Here is an 18,248-nt window from a genome sequence, read left to right on the forward strand (position 1 = left end):
ATAACCGGGCCGAGACCGCGAGAAAAGGGGGCACGGCGCCGACTTGACGGGGGCACCCTGCCGGCTAAGCTCTCGAAGGCGCTCTAGCACAGCCAGGGGAAGTGTACCCATGCGAAACATCGTTGCTCTATCCGTGTCCGCCCTCGTCTCCGTGTTCGCCCTCGGAGCCTGCTCGTCGGACGCGGGCTCCAAAGACCAAGTTGCCTTCGATCATGGGGACAACACCGGCGGCAACGCCGTGTCCGCGCCGAGCTTCGAAGCCAAGCCGTATCCCGCTGCTCCCTATGGGACGCAGATCGGTTCGGTAGTCGCACCCTTGGAGTGGCTGGGTTGGAACGATGGCGCACTTTCAGCCTACGACGTGAATTCCTTCGAAAACATCGGGATGGCTGACTTCCACGATCCCACTGGGGAGAAGGGCGTCCAGCTCCTTTTTGTGAACGCGTCGGCTGTCTGGTGCACGGTGTGTCGCGCGGAGTACAAGTACCTCAAGGATGCAAAGATCTACGAGAAGTACAGCGGCGGAATGAAGCGCTGCGATCCCAATGGCGATGTGGACAAGGAGTGCGGCGGGAACACCTGTCATGCCAACGTCTTCGAGGAAGACGGCCAGGGTCCGACCGGCGGATGTGCGTACCTGGGCCAGCGATGCATTGCCACGGCGCCAGATTGCGGTGGTCTCAAGTGCGTGGACGGCATCCATCCAGACGATGAGACCGGTCGTCATGGAGTGTGTACAGGTATGCAGTTCGTTGGTGCCATCTTCGAGGATGGTGCCAGCCCGCCCAATCCCGCCAAGCCCGACAACTTGGTGTGGTGGGGGACGAACTACAACGTGAAGTTCCCCCTGGTGCTGGATCCCGGCTTCAAGACGGGCGCCTTCTTCACCGCGGACGCGACGCCGATGAACTTGCTGGTTGATGCGAAGACCATGCAGATCGTCGGAAAGGTTCTCGGCGGCGACACTACAGCGCTATTCGCGCAGGCCGACAAGCTCCTCGCCGGCGGCTGAGAGCCCGGTATCTTGCAGTGACGCCGCGGGCTCGTAACCGAGTCGGCGGCGTCACCGTTTTTGTGGCATGTCACAGGCCATGAAGACCCTCCCCGTCCTCGTCCTCCCCCTCGCCCTATTCGCTTCCGCCTGCGGTGGCCCAGCGGCTTCCGGCGGCGGTCCCACCACCGGTGGCACCGAACCGGAGACGGCTTCGACCGACGGCGCCGCGAGCGAGCCGAAGGGCGCGCGCCCGCCGGACTTCGAGCTCCCCACGCTCACGGGGGACACCGTTCGCTTGAGCGATCACCTGGGCAAGGACGTGGTGCTGCTCGACTTCTGGGCGACGTTCTGTGACCCGTGCCTCACCGCCATGCCGCACCTGGACGAGGTGTACAAGAAGCACAAGGACGAAGGCTTCGTCGTGCTGGGCATCTCGATCGACGGGCCCGACTCCATTGCCGAGGTGAAGACCACCGTCGCCAAGCTCGGCGTTTCCTTCCCGATCTTGCTCGACCAGGAAACGAGCGTGGTCGCGCTCTACAACCCCAAGACCAGCGCGCCCTACTCCGTGCTCATCGGCCGCGACGGCTCGATCATCACGAAGAAGGAAGGCTACACCACGGGCGACTCCGGGGCCGTCGAGCGGGACGTCGAAGCGGCGCTGGCAAAGAAGTAGCCGCGCCCTCTACATTTTCATGTCGCCGCGCCGCGGAACCTCGCGGCCCGCGGCACGGCGCCGTAGCGTCAGTCCGAGCAGCGCGAGCACGCCGGCACTCCACGGAAACGGCGGCGACGTCGGGGCCGGCGACGGCACGCGGCAGCCGCAGCTGCCGCTGTCGTCGCCGTTGGGCGTCGCGGCGGGCACGCCGGCTCCACCATCGTTCGCTTGGCCGCCGGAGCCCGCGCCGCCAGCGCTCCCGCCGCCCGCGCCGCCCGCGCTCCCGCCGCCTGCGCCGGCTCCGCCTCCCGTCCCGGCCGTACCCGCACTCAAGGTGATTGGATAGCCGCTTCCGTTCGCGCTGCCCGCGGCGTCGACCACATAGACGTAGGCCGTCTGCCCCTCGCTCAGCGCGCCTTGATTGAGCGTGACGGTGATGGACGAGGGCGTCCAGGCCGTCGGGGGTTGGATCTCGCAATCCGTGCGCGATTCCCACGTGGCTCCATCACACAGCTCCACGCGCGCCCAGGTGTCGTCCATGTAGATGTCGTCCCAGGTGGTGTCGACCTGGTGCCCGGCGCCTTCGTTCACCAGCAAGTATCCGAAGTGAGGCGTCGAGAGGGTCACGCCGTCGCTGCCCATCGTCGTTCCGGACTTGGTGACGGAAACCACGCTCTCGCCGGGGTGGTAGGCGGAGAATCTCGCCATGCCGTCGCTCGCGCTGGCGCTGGTGGAGTCTTTCCACTCGACCTCGAAGCGCAGCCACTCTCCGGCTCGCGCCCAGTCGTTCCATGAGCTCGGCCACGCGCCGCCGGTGTACTGGAACTCGAAGTAGTTGCCGTTGTTGCCGACGTCTCCGCCTTCGGTCCACCACGATTGCAGCGCCAGCACCGGCCAGTCGGCGTGCTCCGGGCCGGACAGCACGTGGATGAGCTTGGCCTGCCAGTCCCCGGACGTGCTCAACTTGGGAAACTCGATGTACAGGTAGCCCGTCAGGTACTTCCGTCCGGCGTTGGGCCACGCCTTCAAGTGATAGAAGTTCCCGTTCGGCGTGGTCGACGGCCACGTGTAGGTCATCTTGTCGGTCACGCTCCGCTTCGAGAACGGGTGGCGGAGGTGCTCGTCGCTGAACTTGATGTCGCCGTTGCCGTGGTTTTCCCAATAGCCGGTGGTCGAGACGTCGTTGCCGAGCGCCCCGTCCTCGAAGTCGTCCCACTTCAACGGTTCGGCGGTGGTCTTGGTGCCGAAGCCATCCCCCGTGATGGTCACGGACGAACCATGCTGCGCGGCGCCGGAAACGGTCGAGATGCTCGGAGCCGCCAGCGAGCTGCTCGCCAACGTGCACGCCGCCGCCACGACGCGCGGGACTGGACGCAAACGGAAGGGCATGCCCCACGCTTAGCAACCGCCGTGCCCGACGTCCGTTCGGTCCTTGGCCGGCTGCAACTCGAAGGACTGAAAGCCCGGGGACTCCCGGTGTCCGATCGAGTGGATCGCCCACCCGATCACCGCGATCGGGTGCGAGCGCGTCCCCGCAATCGCGCTTCTCTCGGCCCTTCGACGCCGCTCTCGATCGAACCGATCGGGGTCACATCGAAGAATCCACGAAGATGCGGCCGGCACATGGATTGCTTTTCCGCTGCCCCATGCGAACGAGCATCGTGGTGTGTTGTGTGTTTCTCGCTACCGCATGCGGTAGCTCATCGGACGACAACAATCCCGCCGGCGGCGGCGGGACGAGCGCCGGTGGATCATCGGGGGCCAGCACCGGTGGCACGTCGGGAGCCGCCACGGGCGGCAATGCCGGCACGGCTGGGACGTCGGGAGCCGGCAGCGGCGGCGCGTCGGGAGCCGGCAGCGGCGGCGCGGCGGGAGCGGCCGGCAACTCCGCGTTCTTGAGCTGGGACGCCGCCCCGGCCGACGCGAGTCACGGCGCTCCCACCGGCTATCGCATCTACCACGCAGACTCTCCGAGTGGTGCGTACAGCGTGCTCGCCGAAGTGGGCAACGTCACGAGCTTTACCGCCAAGGATCTCTCCTCCGGCACGCATTGCTTCAGCGTCAAGGCATTCAACCCCGCCGGCGAAAGCGCCACGGCCGGCTGCGGCAACGGCGATTGCTGCAAGACCATTCCCTGAATCGGAGCGACAGATGAAACGAACACCCCTCGCATTCCTGCCGCTCGCCCTGGTCGGGCTGCTCACGACCCCGGCGTCGGCCAAGCCCACCATCACCTCTGCCAACGGCACGTTCAGCGACGGATCCACGGTCGTCGTGGGCGGCTCGGAGTTCGGCAGCAACGCCTTGAAGTTCGAATGGACCGGCGACCTGATCGAGTCGACGGCCAGCGGCCAGGTGCCCCAGAAGGCAGGCTGGACGTTCTCCAGCTCTTGGGCGGACAACGTCGCGGCGACCGATCAAGCTCACAGCGGCAAGAAGAGCGTGAAGAACGAGCTGGACGACAGCAGCAAGTACGCGGCGCCCATTCGCTTCGACTCCGGTGCGGACATTCCGGAGCACACCTGGATCTTCGTGAGCTGGTGGGTCCGCCGAACGCATGCCGGCAACGGCCAGTGGAAGATGTTTCGCATCAACTGGCAGAGCGACATCCAGGACGACTACCCGCAGATCGTGATGTTCAACTGGTACAACAGCAATCAGCACTTCATCCGCCCGGGACCGGGAACGGAGGGCAACGCCACCGCGGACTGGAGCCCGCCGTTTCCGAGCAAGGACGACCGCTGGTACCGCATGGACTACACGGTGCACACCTCCGCCTTGGCGACGTCCGACGGCTCCTACACGACGACGCTGTTCGACCCAGACGGAGGCAGCAAGCTCCAGGAGAAGGCGGTTGACAGCGCCATGTCCTACTTCTCGGGCAGTCGGCGCTACCGCTGGTTCTTGTGGCAGAACTACATCGGCAACGGGGAGACGTCGCAAACCACCTGGACCGACGACCTCTTCGTTCAGGTGGGGACGCGGGCTCGCGTGGAGATTGGCGATGCGAGCAAGTGGTCCGCCTGTACGTCGCGCGAGATCCAGATCCCGAGCGCCTGGAGTGGCTCGACCATCACCATCTCCGTCAATCAAGGCGCGTTCGGTTCCTCGGACACGGCGTATCTCTATGTCGTGGCCGACGACGGCAGCGTGAACGAGGACGGTTTTCCCATCACCTTCGGCGGCGGGACGCCGATTCAGCCTCCCAACGCGCCGAGCAATCTGATCGTGAACTGACCGCTACGCCTTCTTCTGGCGGGCGCGGATGACCTCGAAGTAGCGTCGGGCGATGCCCGACGCAGCGGCCGCCTTGCCGACGTGGCCGTCGTGCTTGTCGAGGACGTGAGCTACGTAGCGACGCTCGAGCTCGGCGACCACGCGGCGCCGGGCTTCCGGCAATGGCAGCCCGAGGACGGCCGCGATCGGATCGCGACCGTCCGCAATGCCGTCGCCCGCCGCCGCCGCGCTGAAATCTTCGCCGTCGCCCAGGGCAACGTGCCGAGCGATCAGGTTCGACAGCTCGCGCACGTTCCCAGGCCAGTGGTAACCCTCGTGGCGCACCAAGAGCCGCTCCGGAAAGGGGGCGTCGGGTCTGTCGTGCTGCCGCCAGAAGTGTCGGGCCAAGAGCTCGACGTCGCCGCGCCGGCGGCGCAGCGGGGGCAGCTCGATGCGGCCGACGGCGAGGCGAAAGAACAGGTCCTCGCGAAACTCGCCGTCTTGTACCGCGCGGTCCAGGTCCCGACGCGTGGCGGCGATGATGCGGGTGTTCACCTTGCGCCAAGTGCTACCGCCGACCCGCTGCACCTCGGAGCGCTCGACGGCGCGCAAGAGCTTCGACTGCAGTGGAAGCTCGAGGTCGCCGATCTCGTCGATCAGCAGGGTGCCGCCGTCGGCCAGCTCGAACACGCCGGCGCGCGCGTTGGTCGCGCCCGTGAACGCTCCTCGCTCGTGACCGAACAGCGCCGAGTCCATCAAGCTGGCCGGAACCGCCGTGCAGTCGAACACGACGAAGGGCGCTGCCGCCCGCGGCCCGAGCTCGTGCAGCGCTTCGGCCAAGAGCTCCTTGCCGGTGCCGGTTTCGCCCTCGATCACGACCGGGATGGCAGACGCCGCGAGCTTCTCGCACAAGGGGTACAGCCGCCGCATCTCCGGGCTGGCGCCCACGACGCGGCCGAAGGCGGTGGCGTCGGAGTCGGGGTCCGCCGGGGTGACCGCGGCGCTCACCCGATCCACGCGCAGGGTGGTGGCGCCCAAGCGCAGGTACTCTCCGCCGGCCAACACGGCATCTTGGATCACGATCCCGCCCGCCACGGTTCCGTTGGTGGAGCCGAGGTCTCTCACCGAGAGGCCGGCCGCGGACAGCTCGAGTGCGGCATGACGCCGGGAGATCTGCGGGTCCGTCAGCCGAACGGCGCAGCTCGGGCTCGTGCCGCACAGCACGTGAGCGCCGTCCTCGCCGAGCGTCCAGGTCTTGCCCGCGTCGGGGCCATCCACGACGGAGATCTCGAAGGCCGTCGTCAAGGGCTCGACCGCAACGCGAGGGCGGACGCGCGTTCCCTCGTCTTCGTCAGGCACCCGACTCATCTCCGTGAGGGTAGAGCGTACTGCATCCGGATGGAACCAGTGCCTCGGTCAGAACACGATCGCCGTAGTCGGCGCTCGCGCGTGGCGCTCGTCGCCGCCCGAGTCGAGGGCGAGGAACGTGGCGACGCCCAACGCGATGATGCCGGTGCCGAGCAAGACGTCTGCGACGCGGATCTTGGTGCGTGCGCGATCCACGTCCGACTCCTGGCAGCCCGGCGCGCAGCTGTCCCGCAAGTGGGAAACGTCGCTCTTGCCGTCGAAGAAGAAATAGCCGCCGGCCCCGATGGCCACGACGCCCACCCCGCCGACGACGGCGGCCATCACGGGAAAGTTGGACCGCGCCGGCTCCGGAGGTGTAGAGGCAAGACGCTTCGTGAGCGGCTTCATCTCCACGCGCAGGAGGCGCCCTTGCTCGCTCTCTCGCACCATGAAGCTCCGCTTGCTGGCTGCGAAGCCGGGCGCTTCGAAGCGGAACGTGTGCATGCCCGGATCGAGCGGCACGCTGCGGCCGTCGAGGCGCGAGAGGAGCGGCGTGCCGTCGAGCGTGACCCGGACGTTGGCCAAGTCTCGGCCGTTCGCGTCTCGCACCGCGAGGACCACCGTGGGGATCCTCGACTCGATGTCAGCGAGCCACGGAACGCACTGCTGCTTCACGATGTCCGGGCAGGTTTGCGCCGCGCAGTGAACGAACTGCTCTTTCGCCTCCAACAGCTTTCCGTCGCGGCGCGCTTTCTGTCCGCTGGTGTGCGCCGTCAGGCAGGCCTCCACGTTCGCGTCATCGGCGCGCGCCGGAGGGCACGCCAAGCACAGGAATGCTGCGGCGAGCAGCGCGATACGAAAGCGGCGCACCATGCCGATGGATAGCATGCACTCGCGTGCTCCCGTTTTGAAGATCGCCGGCGGGACCGCGTGATAGTCGGGCAACCGGGCTACAGGCACTCGCGCTTGATGTGTTGAATCCCGTCCGAATCGACGTAGTAGGGCGGGTTGCAGTTCGTCCGCTTCTTGACCGTGGGCGCCGGAGGGCGATTCCGGGGCGTTGCTCGGGGCTTGGTGGGCGCGGCGCTGGCGGACGCCGGGGCGGACGCGGAGGCGGCCGCCGCGGTGGACGCGCTCGGCGCGGGTTTCTCCTCGGGGAGTGCGACCGGCGGCGCCGCAGGCGCGCCGGTGGCGCCTTCAGAGGCGGAGGGAGCCGTTCCCCGGCGTGTCGTGCTCAGGGTGAGCCCCGTGGCGATGACGATGATGGCGAGCACGGCCGCCAACGCCACGAGCCGGCCTCGCCGCCGCACCGGCTCCGCGTCCTCGTGCCGTACCTCGCCCACGGCCGTGGTGACCGTCGCATCGTCGTGCCCGACGGTTCGCGGCTTGGCCTCGGGAAGCGCGGGCGCCGATGCGGGGACGGTCTCCGGCGCTTCGAGTGGGGCCGACTCGATCTCGACGAAGCGCCGCTCCCGTCGGCTCAGCTCTTCGCCGGCGACGGCGGCCACCCAGCGGCGAACCTCGGAGGTGCTGGCCAGCGCTGCACAGGACTCGATGCGCCCGGCCATCTCGCTGGCCAGAGCGAAGCGCTGCCGCGGATCACGCATCAGCGCGCGCGCGACGAGCTCGTCGAGCTCCCGCGGCACGTCGGCCAGCGTGCTCGGCGCGGGGACCTTGCTGCCCAGCGCCAGGGCCAGCGTCTGAGCGTCGGTTTCGCCGCTGAACAGCCGCCGGCCGGTCAGAAGCTCCCAGGTGAGGACGCCCACGGCGTAGATGTCGGACTGGCGCGTGATGGCCGCCCCGGACATCTGCTCCGGAGCCATGTAGGCGAGCTTGCCTTTTACCTGGCCGCTCGGGGTCGTGCGCATGCGTCCGCGGGCCTTGGCGATCCCGAAATCGATCAGCCGGCCCAGACCGTCCGCGCCCACCAGCAGGTTCTGCGGCGACACGTCCCGGTGAACGATGCCGAGGGGCGTGCCCGCCTCGCTCTTCGCCGAGTGAGCCGCTTCCAGGCCGCTCAGCACGTCGAGGACGAGGCGCAGACTGACGCCCAAGGACGGCTTGGGAGCGTTCGACGCTCGCGCGCGTCGAAGCAGCCGGGAGAGGGATTCCCCGTGGACGTACTCCATGACGATCAGGAGCTCGTCCCCAGCGCGAACGACGTCGAGGGTCTGCACCACGTTGGGATGCAAGATGCGGGCGCTGAGTCGAGCTTCGTCCAGGAACATGGCCAGGAAGTCCGGGTCCTTGGCGAACTGGGGGAACATGCGCTTGATGGCCACGCGGCGCGTGAAGCCTTCTCCGCCGATGAGCCGCCCGAAGTGCACGGTCGCCATGCCGCCGGCGGCGATCTCGTCGAAGATCGCGTAGCGGCCGACCCTGCGCGGGAACTCGGGTGCAGGCATGCTCCCTTCGAACATACCACCCCGATCGGGTCGATCGGGGGACGTCCGCGGGCGGGCGGGAAAACCACTGGCCTGGCGTTTGCAAACGCCGTGCGCATGACGAATCGAAGACGCGTACCCGTGGTGCTGGCGCTGGGTCTGACCTGGAGCGTCGCTGCCCAGGCCGAGCCCGTGGTGAGCGGAGTCCAGGGCTCGGTGAGCCACGGCGTCAGCGTCACCATCGAAGGCAGCGGCTTCGGTCAAAAGAGCCCTGCCTCGCCGGTGGTTTGGGACGACTGCTCTGGAACGGATCCCGGCGAGAAGTGGGACTTCGTCTATCCCTACAGCAACGATCCGGAGTTTCGCCTGACGTACCGCACGCCCGGCGAGGTGCAGAAGGCGGGCGGCAAGACGGGTGGCGTGGCGCTGCCGCACGAGCACGTCACGCGCTACTTCGCGGGCGCGCACTACAACTCCGGACCGACGGACGCCCACGCCGGCTACAACGTGTGCGCGGGCAAGAACGGACAAGAGGGAGCGACGTACACGTACATCAGCTTCTACTCGGCGATCGATCCCGATTGGCACTTCGTGTTCGACAATCCCGACCCTGCCGAAAACGATCACAACTTCAAGGAGTACGACTGGGCCGCGGGGACCGGCTACATGGGCTCGGGGCCCAACCTGTACTTCGGTCGGCCGCAGGTCGCGGAGTCGAGCTCGACCTGGGGCGCGAACTACTACGAGGGCATGAACGCGAAGGTCTTCGGCGTGGATCCCGCCGTGATGAACTACTATCCGTCGACGGGCGGGATCTTCGGCACCGTGTCCGTCCCCACGCCGCAAACGGGCTGGCACAAGGTGGAGCTGGTGCTGAAACACGGCAGCGACGACGGCTTTCATCGCGTGTACCAGGACAACGTTCGGGTCTGGGACGCCGACGTGAACGACGATCAACTGGGATCCCCGGCGGCGCGCGCCGAGACGGTGTTCGGCGGCTACGCGCGGGAAGCGGGCTCCACCGACGAGTACAAGAACAACTGGCGCTACTACGCGGACGTCTACTACGACCACTCATTGGCGCGCGTCGTGCTCGCGGATGCCGCAACGTACGCGGACGCCACCGTGGTGGAGCCGCAGATCCCTTCGGCGTGGTCCGACGGCAGCATCAGCATCGACATCAACCAGGGCAGGCTCGCCGACGGAGCGGAAGCGTGGGTGTACGTGTTCGACGCGACCGGCACGCCGTCGACGGGCTACGCGGTGACGCTCGGGCAGGGCGCTCCCGCCGGCGGCGGCGGAGCGCCGAGCGCGGGCGGCGCGGCCGGGAGCGGCGCGGCGGCGGGAGGTCCCGCCAGCGGCAGGGCCTCCGGCAGCGGCGGCGCGGCGGGGGAGCGCGGCGGCGGCGGGAGCGTCAGGGGGCGACGCGAGCGGCGACGGCGGCGGCTGCGTCGTGGGGCGCGCCGGAAGCTCCGAAGCGCGGTGGCCGTGGATCGCTCTGTTCGGGATGCTGGCCATGGGCGCGTGGAGGCGACGCACCCGATCGAAGTGATCGCAGCCCCGATCGCGTGGATCGGGGAGGGCGCGAGGTTCCGCGGCGGACCGACAAAAATGATCGAGTGGATGCTGCCGTAGTGGGCGGCATGCGGCTTGCTGAAGCCGGGGCATGACGACGCTGCGAACGACGCTCTTGGTGCTGGCAGTGACACTGGCGGGCTGCTCTTCGTCCGGCGAGGACGCCAAGGCGAGCGGCGGCGCGTCCGGAGCGGCGGCGGGAGGAACGACGTCGGGGGGCAGCGGCGGCGGGTCGGGCGGCGTGCCTTCGGGGGGTGCGAGCGGGAATGGTGCTGGCGGCACCACCACGGGCGGCCAGGGCGGCGGTGGCGCACAGAGCGCCGACGAGTGCGCGAGCCCAAACCCGGACTGGATCTTCTGCGAGGACTTCCAGAGCGGAACGAAAGACGTGTGGGACGACTACGACGGCAACCCGGACTCCACCAACCTGATCGTGGACGATCCGGGGCCGGCAGGCGCCTCCGACAACCTCGCGATGCGGCTGCGCGTGCCCCCGGGACGCGGCGGAGCGGACTTGGTCAAGGTGCTGCCGGACACGTACGACAAGCTCTATGCGCGCTGGTACATCAAGTACGAGCCCGGCTTCGATTTCAGCGCGGCGAACCACGGCGGCGGCTTGCACGCCGGCGATCGGGATTGGCTCGGGCACTCCGGGCAGCAGCCCAACGGCTCCGACTGGTTCGGGGCGTGGATCGACTACTTGAACGGCGATCCGCACATCTTCGACATCTACGCCTACTACCCGGGCATGTACCAGGATTGCGTCGACCCCAATGGCCAGTGTTGGGGCGATCACCTACCGTGCATCTTCGACGAGGGCTCGACCTACTGCGAGAAGCCGCAACACCGAGAAACGGTGATGCCGCCGACGTTGACTCAGGACAAGTGGTACTGCGTGGAGCTGATGGTGGACGGCGGTACTCCCAGCAGCGGAGACAACGGCGCCAGCGGTAGCATCGACTACTGGGTCGACGGGCAGGAGATCGGACCGTGGACGGACCTCTGGCTCCGCAGCACGCCCAATCTCAAGCTCGGCATCCTGTGGCTCAATCTGTTCCATCACGCGGAGCACAGCGTGGAGGGCGTGATGTACGACAACGTCGTGGTTTCGAAGAGCCGCGTCGGTTGCCTGTAGTCAGCGAGCGTTGTAGGCTGCTCCGCGGTCGGAGAGCTTGTCATGGCGCCTGTTTCCCTTCGTCGCGCCAGCGTGGTCGCGCTCCCACTCTTGCTTCTCGGTTGTGAGTCGCTGGTCGATTTCGACGGCTTGACGGGTGGCACCCCCAAGACGGGCGCGTGTCCGACGGGCGCGGTCTTCTGCAGTGGATTCGAGGAGGGCAGCAAGAACGTCTGGTCCGACGCGGACGGCAATCCCGACTCCACGAACCCCATCTTGGTGGATCCGGGCCCGTTCGACCGAACGGGCAACCACGTCATGAAGCTGACCTCCAACGCGGATCTGCTGAAGCTCCTTCCTCAGAGCTACGATAAGCTGTACGTGCGCTGGTACGTGCGCTGGGAAGGGGGCATTGCCCTCCGGGGTGGTTTGTACGGCGGCGGTCGCGACGTAGTGGGGATCGACAACAGCCGTCCCAAGGGTGACGACTGGTTTGCGGTGCTGGTGCGGGGGCGAGTGTCCGGGGACGCCATCGAGCTGGGCGCGCAGTACCCCGGCATGACCCAGAACTGCCCCAATCCCGCGAGCGACTGCACCGCCGACATCTTCGCGCCGGACCCGAAGCCCGTGGTCGAGAGCAACCGCTGGTACTGCCTGGCTATGGAGCTGGATGCCGGCACGCCGACGCCCTCCGCGAGCGGCGCTTCGGGGGCCGCGGACTATTGGGTCGACGGCGTGGAGGCCGGGCCCTTCGGCGGGCTCTGGTTGCGCAGCAGCGAGAGCCTCGGCATCGACACGTTCTGGCTCGCGAGCAGCAGCAGCAACGGACCGGGGATCCTGCTGGACGACATCGCGGTCTCGGAGTCGCCCATCGGCTGTCCCTGAGCTCAGGGCGTCGAGGTGAGCGTCGCTTCGCCCGCGTCCGGCGCGCGACGGGATTCGCGCCGCACCAACAATCAAACGATCAGAAACGAGCCACGGCGTCGAGGCGGGCGCCTTCGAAGGGCGGAAACACGCGGCAGACACCGCCCACGCAACGCAGCGAGCCGCGGCGCTGGCCGACGAACAGCGCCACGCTGGTGTCGGTCGTGAACTTCCAGGTGACCTGACCGTTGAAGTAGGTGTCCGCCGTCTGCGGCTGGGTGTCGTATTCCACACCGAACGCCACCGAGAGGTGCGGCGCCCAGTCGAAGCCCGTGAGATGTTGGCCTTCCCACCAGGGCTCCTCGGGGCCGCCCTGATTTTCCGTGCGACGCCGATGCCAGCCTTGGAGCTGCAAGGAGAAGGGACCCGTGAGGTAGCGGATGATGTCGTAGCGGAGGTAGCTCTCTTGGTAGAACACGTGAGTGCTACCGAACCCCGTCACGAACTCGCGATCGGTTTCGTCCACTCGAGCGCCCACGGTAACGTTGGCGCGACTCTTGCGCTGTTGGCTTGCTATCTCGAAGCCGGTTGCCACGTCCCACACGCGGTTCAGGTTCTGGTCGGAGATGTCGCAGTTCTCGTTGGTGACGCTCTCGGCCCAGGTGTGATACCGGCCAACCCAGGCGAACACCGACTCGGTCTTGCCGACGTGGGCGTCCGCCTTGGCGCGCCCTCCGGTGACGCAGGTGTTGAAGCCGTTCACTTCGGTGTCTACCCAGAACGCCTCCGTCGTGGGAGGAGCGCTGTATTGTACCAGCGAGAACTCGCGCGCCCTGGAGACGTTCACGTTGGCACTCAGCGGGAAGAAGCGCCGATAGTGCTTGGCTTCGATCAGTAGCGAAAAGGGCAGCTGGATCAGGCTGACACTGGCGTACACGGCGTAGCCCGGGTCCACGACCTTCGAGCTCTGGCCGGGATGCTCGGGGTTGGTGTTCTTCAGGCTCTGGTAGGCGACCTCGAGGTAGCCATCGCCGTGGCCATCGAAGTCCGCGACATTGATGGATTGGCTGCCCGTGAGGATGGTGTCTGCTTGGCGCGTCACGTCCGCGTCGAGTGGATCCTGCCGCTTGAGAAAGGAGGTTTGGGTCCCGAAGCGCACGCCCTTGGGCGCGATCTCGATCTGGCCGGCCACGATCCGGTCCGGCGCGTAGGTGGGGGTCGCATCCAAGAAGTCCGTATCCACCGCGCGGGGCATGCCGGCTTCGGCGATGGCAAGCTCGTTGGATGCGACGTCGCTGGTCACGCCCAGATAGCGACCGCTGGCTTCGTCGATGCGCAGCGGGTTCATCGCGCCGCCGAGGCCGGTGAGGCGCAGCTTGACGTCGCTCGCGTCCACGCGACCGGTGACGCGGGCGCCGCGCACGGTGGTGTCGCTCGAGAGCTCGTCCTGCTTGCGGACGGAGAGCACGAAGCCGCGGCCGAGCTGGGCGTAGAAGTCGCCAGCGGTGATCTCGACGTCTCGCGTCGAGTACCCGACGTAGTACTTCGCCGGGTACAGCCAGTTGATGTAGCGGTTGGAGAGCTCCTCGCCGGCTTCCTGGAATTTCTGCCGGAAGTAGACGGGGGCGGACAGGGCGCCGGGGCTCGCGGGCCGCTCGTTCACCAGATCGAGGGCGATCTGCTCCGGGTACGGCGAGCGATAGAACCAGGCGTTATCCAGCCTCAAGCCCGCGTTCCACTTGCCCCAGCTGCCTTGGATGTTCAGCCGGTTGTACCACAGGCCCCAGTCGTCGTTGGCGCGGGTGGAGACCTGGTTCGGCTTGGAGTCGCGGTTGTCGACGTTGTAGATGACGCTGCTCGCGTCGGTGATGTCGACGCGCACCGGCTCGTCACCAATGCTGCCGGGTTCGAGAGCAGCCGCCGGAGCCGCGGGGAGTAGAGCTCCGCCGATGCTGAGCAAGAGGAGGGCACGAGCGCGCATGGGTTACTGGGCGGCGCGCTTGTCGAGCTCGTTCTCGATGTACGGCCAGATTACGGCACTCTTGTCGCCGATGTACTTCTTCAGGATCTTCATGGTGCGAGCGTCCACCACCATGTTGAGGGGCGCCGTCTCCGCGGAGGCGTAGCGGCCCATCTGGAACTCGGGATCCAGCGCCATCGGGAAGTGCGTCTCGAAGGACGTAGTCCAGGCCACCAGGTGATCCGCGGTCGGTGGCTGGCTCTGCGCGTCTTGGAACAGCAGGCTCAAGATGCGGAAGCCCTTCGGGGAGAGCTCGTTGAAGTGGTCGTTCAGATTCTTCGTGGACCCGCTGCCACCGTGCTCCGCCTTGCAGGCGCTGCACCACACGGCGGCGGTGTTGATCAGCAGGATCTCGATGCCCTTCGTCCCGTCGGGATCGTAGAAGTCGCTGAGCTGGATGGGCGCGAGCTTCGCGGGGTCGTAGCCGGCCGCCTCGGGGTCCATCCAGCCCTGGGTGAACAGGAAGTTCTCGACGGTGGCGCCTTCCGCGCTGCCGTAGGGCCCGGCCGGGTATCCGCTGGCGCCCGCGTCTCCCACCGGTTGCAGCAGCTCTTTGGGGATGTCCGGGCGGTTCGTGCCGCAGCCCGCCGCGAGGGCGGCCAGCAGCAGCAGGGCAGGGCGGATCCGCGTCACTGCTTCTTCCGAATGCCGAAGACACTGAGCAGCGGGATGCCCTCGCCGTCGGCCGTCTCGATGCTGTTGCCGTCGCTGGAGACGGTGCCGGCGCTGACCTTGCCCCAGCCACCGTAGGGCGCCCAGTCCTCCTCGGTGTTCACTCCGTGCACCCAGAACTCCACCTCCGTGCCGGCGACCCAGCCCGGGCTGTTCGGCACCGTGAGCTTGGCGTTGGGACAGAAGTGGGTGTCCACCGGAGTGGTGGCCACCAGCATCTCGAAGCCGAGGGTCGCGTCCACGGCTTCCGGTGCCTTGGCCGTCGGGATCTCGACGGCGCGGAACTGCTTCTCTTCCGCCGTGATGTAGTCCGGCTCGAGCTTGATCTTGGCGCCCGCGGGGATGCTCACGGTCACGCCGCTGTTCGAAGCATCGGAACCGGCGCTGAGGTCGGCGCCGCTGCCCATGGCCGGGAACTTCGCGGTGGTTTGCGTGCCGACATCGAAGACCGATTGGCCCGAGGGCAAGAGCAGCGCGAACTTGGCGTAGTTGAGGCCGAGGCCGTACTTGAACGCCGGCTTGTCGATCGCCTGCCCCGGCAGGATGCCGGGGGTGCAAATGCTCGTGGCCTTGTCGCAAGTGACCACGGTGCCCTGCGTGTCCGTGCTGCCGAAGATGCAGATGTCGGTGCCGCACACGGTGGTGACGGTGTCCCCGGCGGGATTGCCATCCAGGTCCGTGACCTTGCCGTTGAGCGAGTCCACCTGCATCGGCGCGGGGGTCTCTTTGTAGCCGGGGCCCGTGGCGCACTGGGGCGTGGCGCCGCCGGCGCCGCCGCCGGCCTGGCCGCCGGAGCCCGCGGCCCCACCGGTTCCTCCGCTGCCGCCCGTGGCGCCGCCGCCACCGCTGCCGCCAGCGCCGTCGTCCCCACCGCCGCAACCAGCGAGTGCCAGCGCGAAAACCAAAGATGTCGTACGAAGCCAGGCCATCGTCGTCTCCCGTCCTTTGGGGATACTTACCCGCCAAGGGCGGCGTATTCCAGCTACGGTGAGGCGAGCAAGCGGTTTCAGCCTATTTTCGCCGAGTGGCCGCGGGGGTGGTCGGGGCGTACCCTGTACTGTGCACGGTGGGCCGCGATGAGTGGGGTTTCCGGTAAAGCCCGGGTTCAGGCGAAGACGGTGCGGATGCGAGACGCGTTCGTGGAAGAGCGCTTTGGGATTGCGGCGCGCCAGCGCTATCGCTCCCAGGCGACGTCAGCGCTCCGGGAGCTGTTGTCGTCGACTGCAGAGCCGCCCGGTGGCTGGGTGGACTTCGACCTCTTCATCGAGGCCAACGTGCTCGCGGATCGCTTGTTCGGGCAGGGGGACCTGCGGCTCGTGTGGGACATGGGCCGCTTCGCTGCGACGCACAACATGGGCGTGTGGCGTGGCCTGGTGATGCGTCACATGCGGCCGTCCACGTTCCTGGGCATCGCTTCCGGGCTGTGGGGCTCGCACTACGACGGCGGCAAGCTCCGCACGCGAACCGTCGGCGACGGTATCCTCATCAACATCGCCGACTTCCCATCGCCGCACCGCGCCCACTGTCTGGCCATCGCCGGCTGGGTGCAGGGCTCCTTGGAGGTCGGCCCGCGGACGAACGTCGTGGTGGAGGAGCAATCCTGCCGCGCGCTGGGAGCGCCCGAGTGCGCGTTCCGAATCGCGTGGCAGGACTGATCAGAACATCACGCCACCTGTTGTCCGAACCTGGCACTAGCAGTTGATAGGCACTCCGGGTGCCGACCAACCCATCCACACTATTGACTCTGATTGTAGTAGTAGCACTCTGCCGTGGCCTTCGGTGCCGTGTAGCTGGGGTCTGTCGATGTGGTGCGCAGGTGCCAGTAGTAGTCGCCTTGAGGGGCATCGTACTCTGGGGAGATCCACACTTTCCGTTCTGCGCTGCTCTGCTCACGGTCAATCAACGGGCCAAGCGAGTGGAAGTAGCAGATGCCGTCAGTGGTACGGATCATCTGTCTGTTGTACGAGCCCTCATAGACGCTGAAGAATCCCGACACCTTTCGAACGTGTCCACCGCCAGGAATACCGACGAAGAACGAATATGCTTGGGTCTTTGTGCCGGCCGATGCCCAAACCCGCGTCGGCGTCGTCCGAGTCAAGTACTGAGCAAAGACATCCTTGTTGGCGTTGAAGTCGGTGGCGGCAGTGAACCCTTGTACGATCGTTGCGGCATCACCCCACCATGCGTTGGTGTAGATCGACGTTCCACTGTTGGTGGCGTCTGTGACGAAGGCAGTGGACAGCCAGTTCACGTCGCTAGCGCCGCCGTTGCTTGAAAAGCAGCAGCGCTTCACGCAGGACATGGATCCCTTCCCTATCAAGAACCAGTACTTCAGGGTGAAGTTGATCCAGCCAACTTCAGTGTGGGGGCCTCGCTCAGGGCTGTCCCTCGAGGCCACCGTCGATGCCCAACAAAGATAGTCGTCCGGGTTGGGCCCGATGATGAATCCGTCGTTGTTTGAGCTACTGTACGTCAGAACGTGCGAGTAGTCGCAGTTCGTGGCCGGAGAGCATGTGGTCAACTCCGCCTGCGATTTCGAAAGCACCTCGCCCGCGGTTGCCCCGCCGTTCCCCTCATCTGGTTCACGCGGTTCCGCCCCCCCGCAACCGGCAATGAACCAAGTAGCGGTCGTCATGCACGCAATGAGAGCCATCGCCTTTTGCACCATTCATCTACCTCCTTCGCTGCGGATGGTAGCGGATCGGCAAATTGTGTCGCGTCGGCGTGTTGCGTACGCCTCTGCGATCAAGTTGCGCGGCTTCTGCACAAACTGTTGCGCTTGCCTCCGTGCGCAACTCGCGTACAGTTCGGGCACGTGGGTGACTCGGGGTGGCCGACTCTATGAAGGTGCGACGTGTCCTCTGGGTCGGGGAGGTAGCGCCGCTTGCTTTGACGCGCGCTGCCATCGTCGAGAGGACAGGCGCCGAGTGCGATCCCCCAAGGGTAGCGGAGTTCGACTTCCTGATGGTCTACGTCAACAACGAGACGACTGCGGCAGTTGCACCATGGGTTCGCGCAGCACGCGAGGGCGGAATTCCGGCAGTGGTCTGCGCGCCGGGTGTGCAGGACACGCCCATCCTGCTGGACGCATCCACCCATGTCGTCGTCGTGGATCCTCATGCTTTCCTTGGGGTAACCGAAGAGCTCCCTGCTGAGTTTCTGCGCGAGTTGGCTCTCAGCGAGCGGGAGGAGCAGGTGCTGCGCCTAGCCTTGGTTGACCTCGGCGATCGCGCTATTGCTGCGAAACTCGGCTGCGCCCACGGCACCGTGCGCACGTATTGGTCGCGGATTCAGCGCAAAGCGCATCAGAACTCTCGCAGTGGTGTACTGGCTCTGATCGCACGAATGGCGCTACGACGCCTGGTTGTTCGACCTGACGTTGCCCGGATTGAGCGAACTTGAGC

General features: G+C 66.8%; 17 protein-coding genes. 9 read left to right on the top strand and 8 right to left on the bottom strand.

Annotated features, from left to right (window positions below; all coding sequences use genetic code 11):
- Positions 1 to 109 precede the first annotated feature (109 nt).
- Positions 110 to 1,012, top strand: a complete 903-nt coding sequence (locus H6717_05690) for a hypothetical protein (protein MCB9576501.1) — start codon at positions 110 to 112, stop codon at positions 1,010 to 1,012.
- A gap of 79 nt (positions 1,013 to 1,091) precedes the next feature.
- A complete protein-coding gene (locus H6717_05695) occupies positions 1,092 to 1,670 on the top strand; it encodes a TlpA family protein disulfide reductase (GenBank protein ID MCB9576502.1) in 579 nt (192 codons plus the stop codon).
- A gap of 9 nt (positions 1,671 to 1,679) precedes the next feature.
- On the opposite strand, the gene H6717_05700 is transcribed toward H6717_05695, so the two are convergent.
- Complete coding sequence (locus tag H6717_05700; GenBank protein ID MCB9576503.1) at positions 1,680 to 3,041, bottom strand: hypothetical protein; 1,362 nt, start codon at positions 3,039 to 3,041, stop codon at positions 1,680 to 1,682.
- Positions 3,042 to 3,298: 257 nt separating this feature from the next.
- Here H6717_05700 and H6717_05705 point away from each other — a divergent pair, with 257 nt between their 5' ends.
- Entirely contained in the window at positions 3,299 to 3,790 is a 492-nt protein-coding gene (locus H6717_05705; GenBank protein MCB9576504.1) for a fibronectin type III domain-containing protein, read from the top strand.
- Positions 3,791 to 3,803: 13 nt separating this feature from the next.
- Positions 3,804 to 4,889 (top strand): hypothetical protein, encoded by a 1,086-nt coding sequence (locus H6717_05710; protein ID MCB9576505.1) that lies wholly within the window; start codon positions 3,804 to 3,806, stop codon positions 4,887 to 4,889.
- Positions 4,890 to 4,892: 3 nt separating this feature from the next.
- Here the strand turns inward: H6717_05710 and H6717_05715 are convergent, their stop codons facing one another.
- The 3 genes from H6717_05715 to H6717_05725 form a co-directional block, all read right to left on the bottom strand.
- On the bottom strand, positions 4,893 to 6,236 hold the full coding sequence (locus H6717_05715) for a sigma-54-dependent Fis family transcriptional regulator (protein MCB9576506.1): 1,344 nt from the start codon (positions 6,234 to 6,236) through the stop codon (positions 4,893 to 4,895).
- 48 nt (positions 6,237 to 6,284) lie between these two features.
- Positions 6,285 to 7,103: a carboxypeptidase regulatory-like domain-containing protein gene (locus H6717_05720; GenBank protein ID MCB9576507.1), complete on the bottom strand. Its 819-nt coding sequence runs from the start codon at positions 7,101 to 7,103 to the stop codon at positions 6,285 to 6,287.
- A gap of 62 nt (positions 7,104 to 7,165) precedes the next feature.
- Positions 7,166 to 8,620, bottom strand: coding sequence for a serine/threonine protein kinase (locus H6717_05725; protein ID MCB9576508.1), 1,455 nt, complete (start codon positions 8,618 to 8,620; stop codon positions 7,166 to 7,168).
- A 96-nt stretch (positions 8,621 to 8,716) separates the two neighbouring features.
- On the opposite strand from H6717_05725, the gene H6717_05730 reads away from it, so the two are divergent.
- Genes H6717_05730 through H6717_05740 form a run of 3 tightly spaced genes read left to right on the top strand, consistent with a single transcriptional unit; the run spans position 8,717 to position 12,173 of the window.
- Positions 8,717 to 10,234: a hypothetical protein gene (locus tag H6717_05730; protein ID MCB9576509.1), complete on the top strand. Its 1,518-nt coding sequence runs from the start codon at positions 8,717 to 8,719 to the stop codon at positions 10,232 to 10,234.
- Between the two features lie 31 nt (positions 10,235 to 10,265).
- Entirely contained in the window at positions 10,266 to 11,309 is a 1,044-nt protein-coding gene (locus H6717_05735; GenBank protein MCB9576510.1) for a hypothetical protein, read from the top strand.
- 42 nt (positions 11,310 to 11,351) lie between these two features.
- Complete coding sequence (locus tag H6717_05740) at positions 11,352 to 12,173, top strand: hypothetical protein (GenBank protein MCB9576511.1); 822 nt, start codon at positions 11,352 to 11,354, stop codon at positions 12,171 to 12,173.
- 79 nt (positions 12,174 to 12,252) lie between these two features.
- Here H6717_05740 and H6717_05745 read toward each other — a convergent pair whose 3' ends face one another.
- From H6717_05745 to H6717_05755, 3 genes are read right to left on the bottom strand one after another with little or no spacing between them, the layout of a single operon-like run.
- Entirely contained in the window at positions 12,253 to 14,133 is a 1,881-nt protein-coding gene (locus H6717_05745) for a hypothetical protein (protein MCB9576512.1), read from the bottom strand.
- Positions 14,134 to 14,136: 3 nt separating this feature from the next.
- Positions 14,137 to 14,805, bottom strand: coding sequence for a hypothetical protein (locus H6717_05750; GenBank protein MCB9576513.1), 669 nt, complete (start codon positions 14,803 to 14,805; stop codon positions 14,137 to 14,139).
- Positions 14,802 to 15,773, bottom strand: a complete 972-nt coding sequence (locus tag H6717_05755) for a hypothetical protein (GenBank protein ID MCB9576514.1) — start codon at positions 15,771 to 15,773, stop codon at positions 14,802 to 14,804. The genes H6717_05750 and H6717_05755 overlap by 4 nt, the downstream gene beginning before the upstream one ends.
- A 195-nt stretch (positions 15,774 to 15,968) precedes the next feature.
- Here H6717_05755 and H6717_05760 point away from each other — a divergent pair, with 195 nt between their 5' ends.
- Positions 15,969 to 16,499: a hypothetical protein gene (locus tag H6717_05760; GenBank protein ID MCB9576515.1), complete on the top strand. Its 531-nt coding sequence runs from the start codon at positions 15,969 to 15,971 to the stop codon at positions 16,497 to 16,499.
- Between the two features lie 80 nt (positions 16,500 to 16,579).
- Here the strand turns inward: H6717_05760 and H6717_05765 are convergent, their stop codons facing one another.
- On the bottom strand, positions 16,580 to 17,512 hold the full coding sequence (locus H6717_05765; protein MCB9576516.1) for a hypothetical protein: 933 nt from the start codon (positions 17,510 to 17,512) through the stop codon (positions 16,580 to 16,582).
- Positions 17,513 to 17,808: 296 nt separating this feature from the next.
- Between H6717_05765 and H6717_05770 the strand changes: the two genes are divergently transcribed.
- Positions 17,809 to 18,246, top strand: a complete 438-nt coding sequence (locus H6717_05770) for a helix-turn-helix transcriptional regulator (protein MCB9576517.1) — start codon at positions 17,809 to 17,811, stop codon at positions 18,244 to 18,246.
- Positions 18,247 to 18,248: the final 2 nt, after the last annotated feature.

The organism is Polyangiaceae bacterium, from assembly GCA_020633235.1.
Classification (GTDB): domain Bacteria; phylum Myxococcota_A; class Polyangia; order Polyangiales; family Polyangiaceae; genus JACKEA01.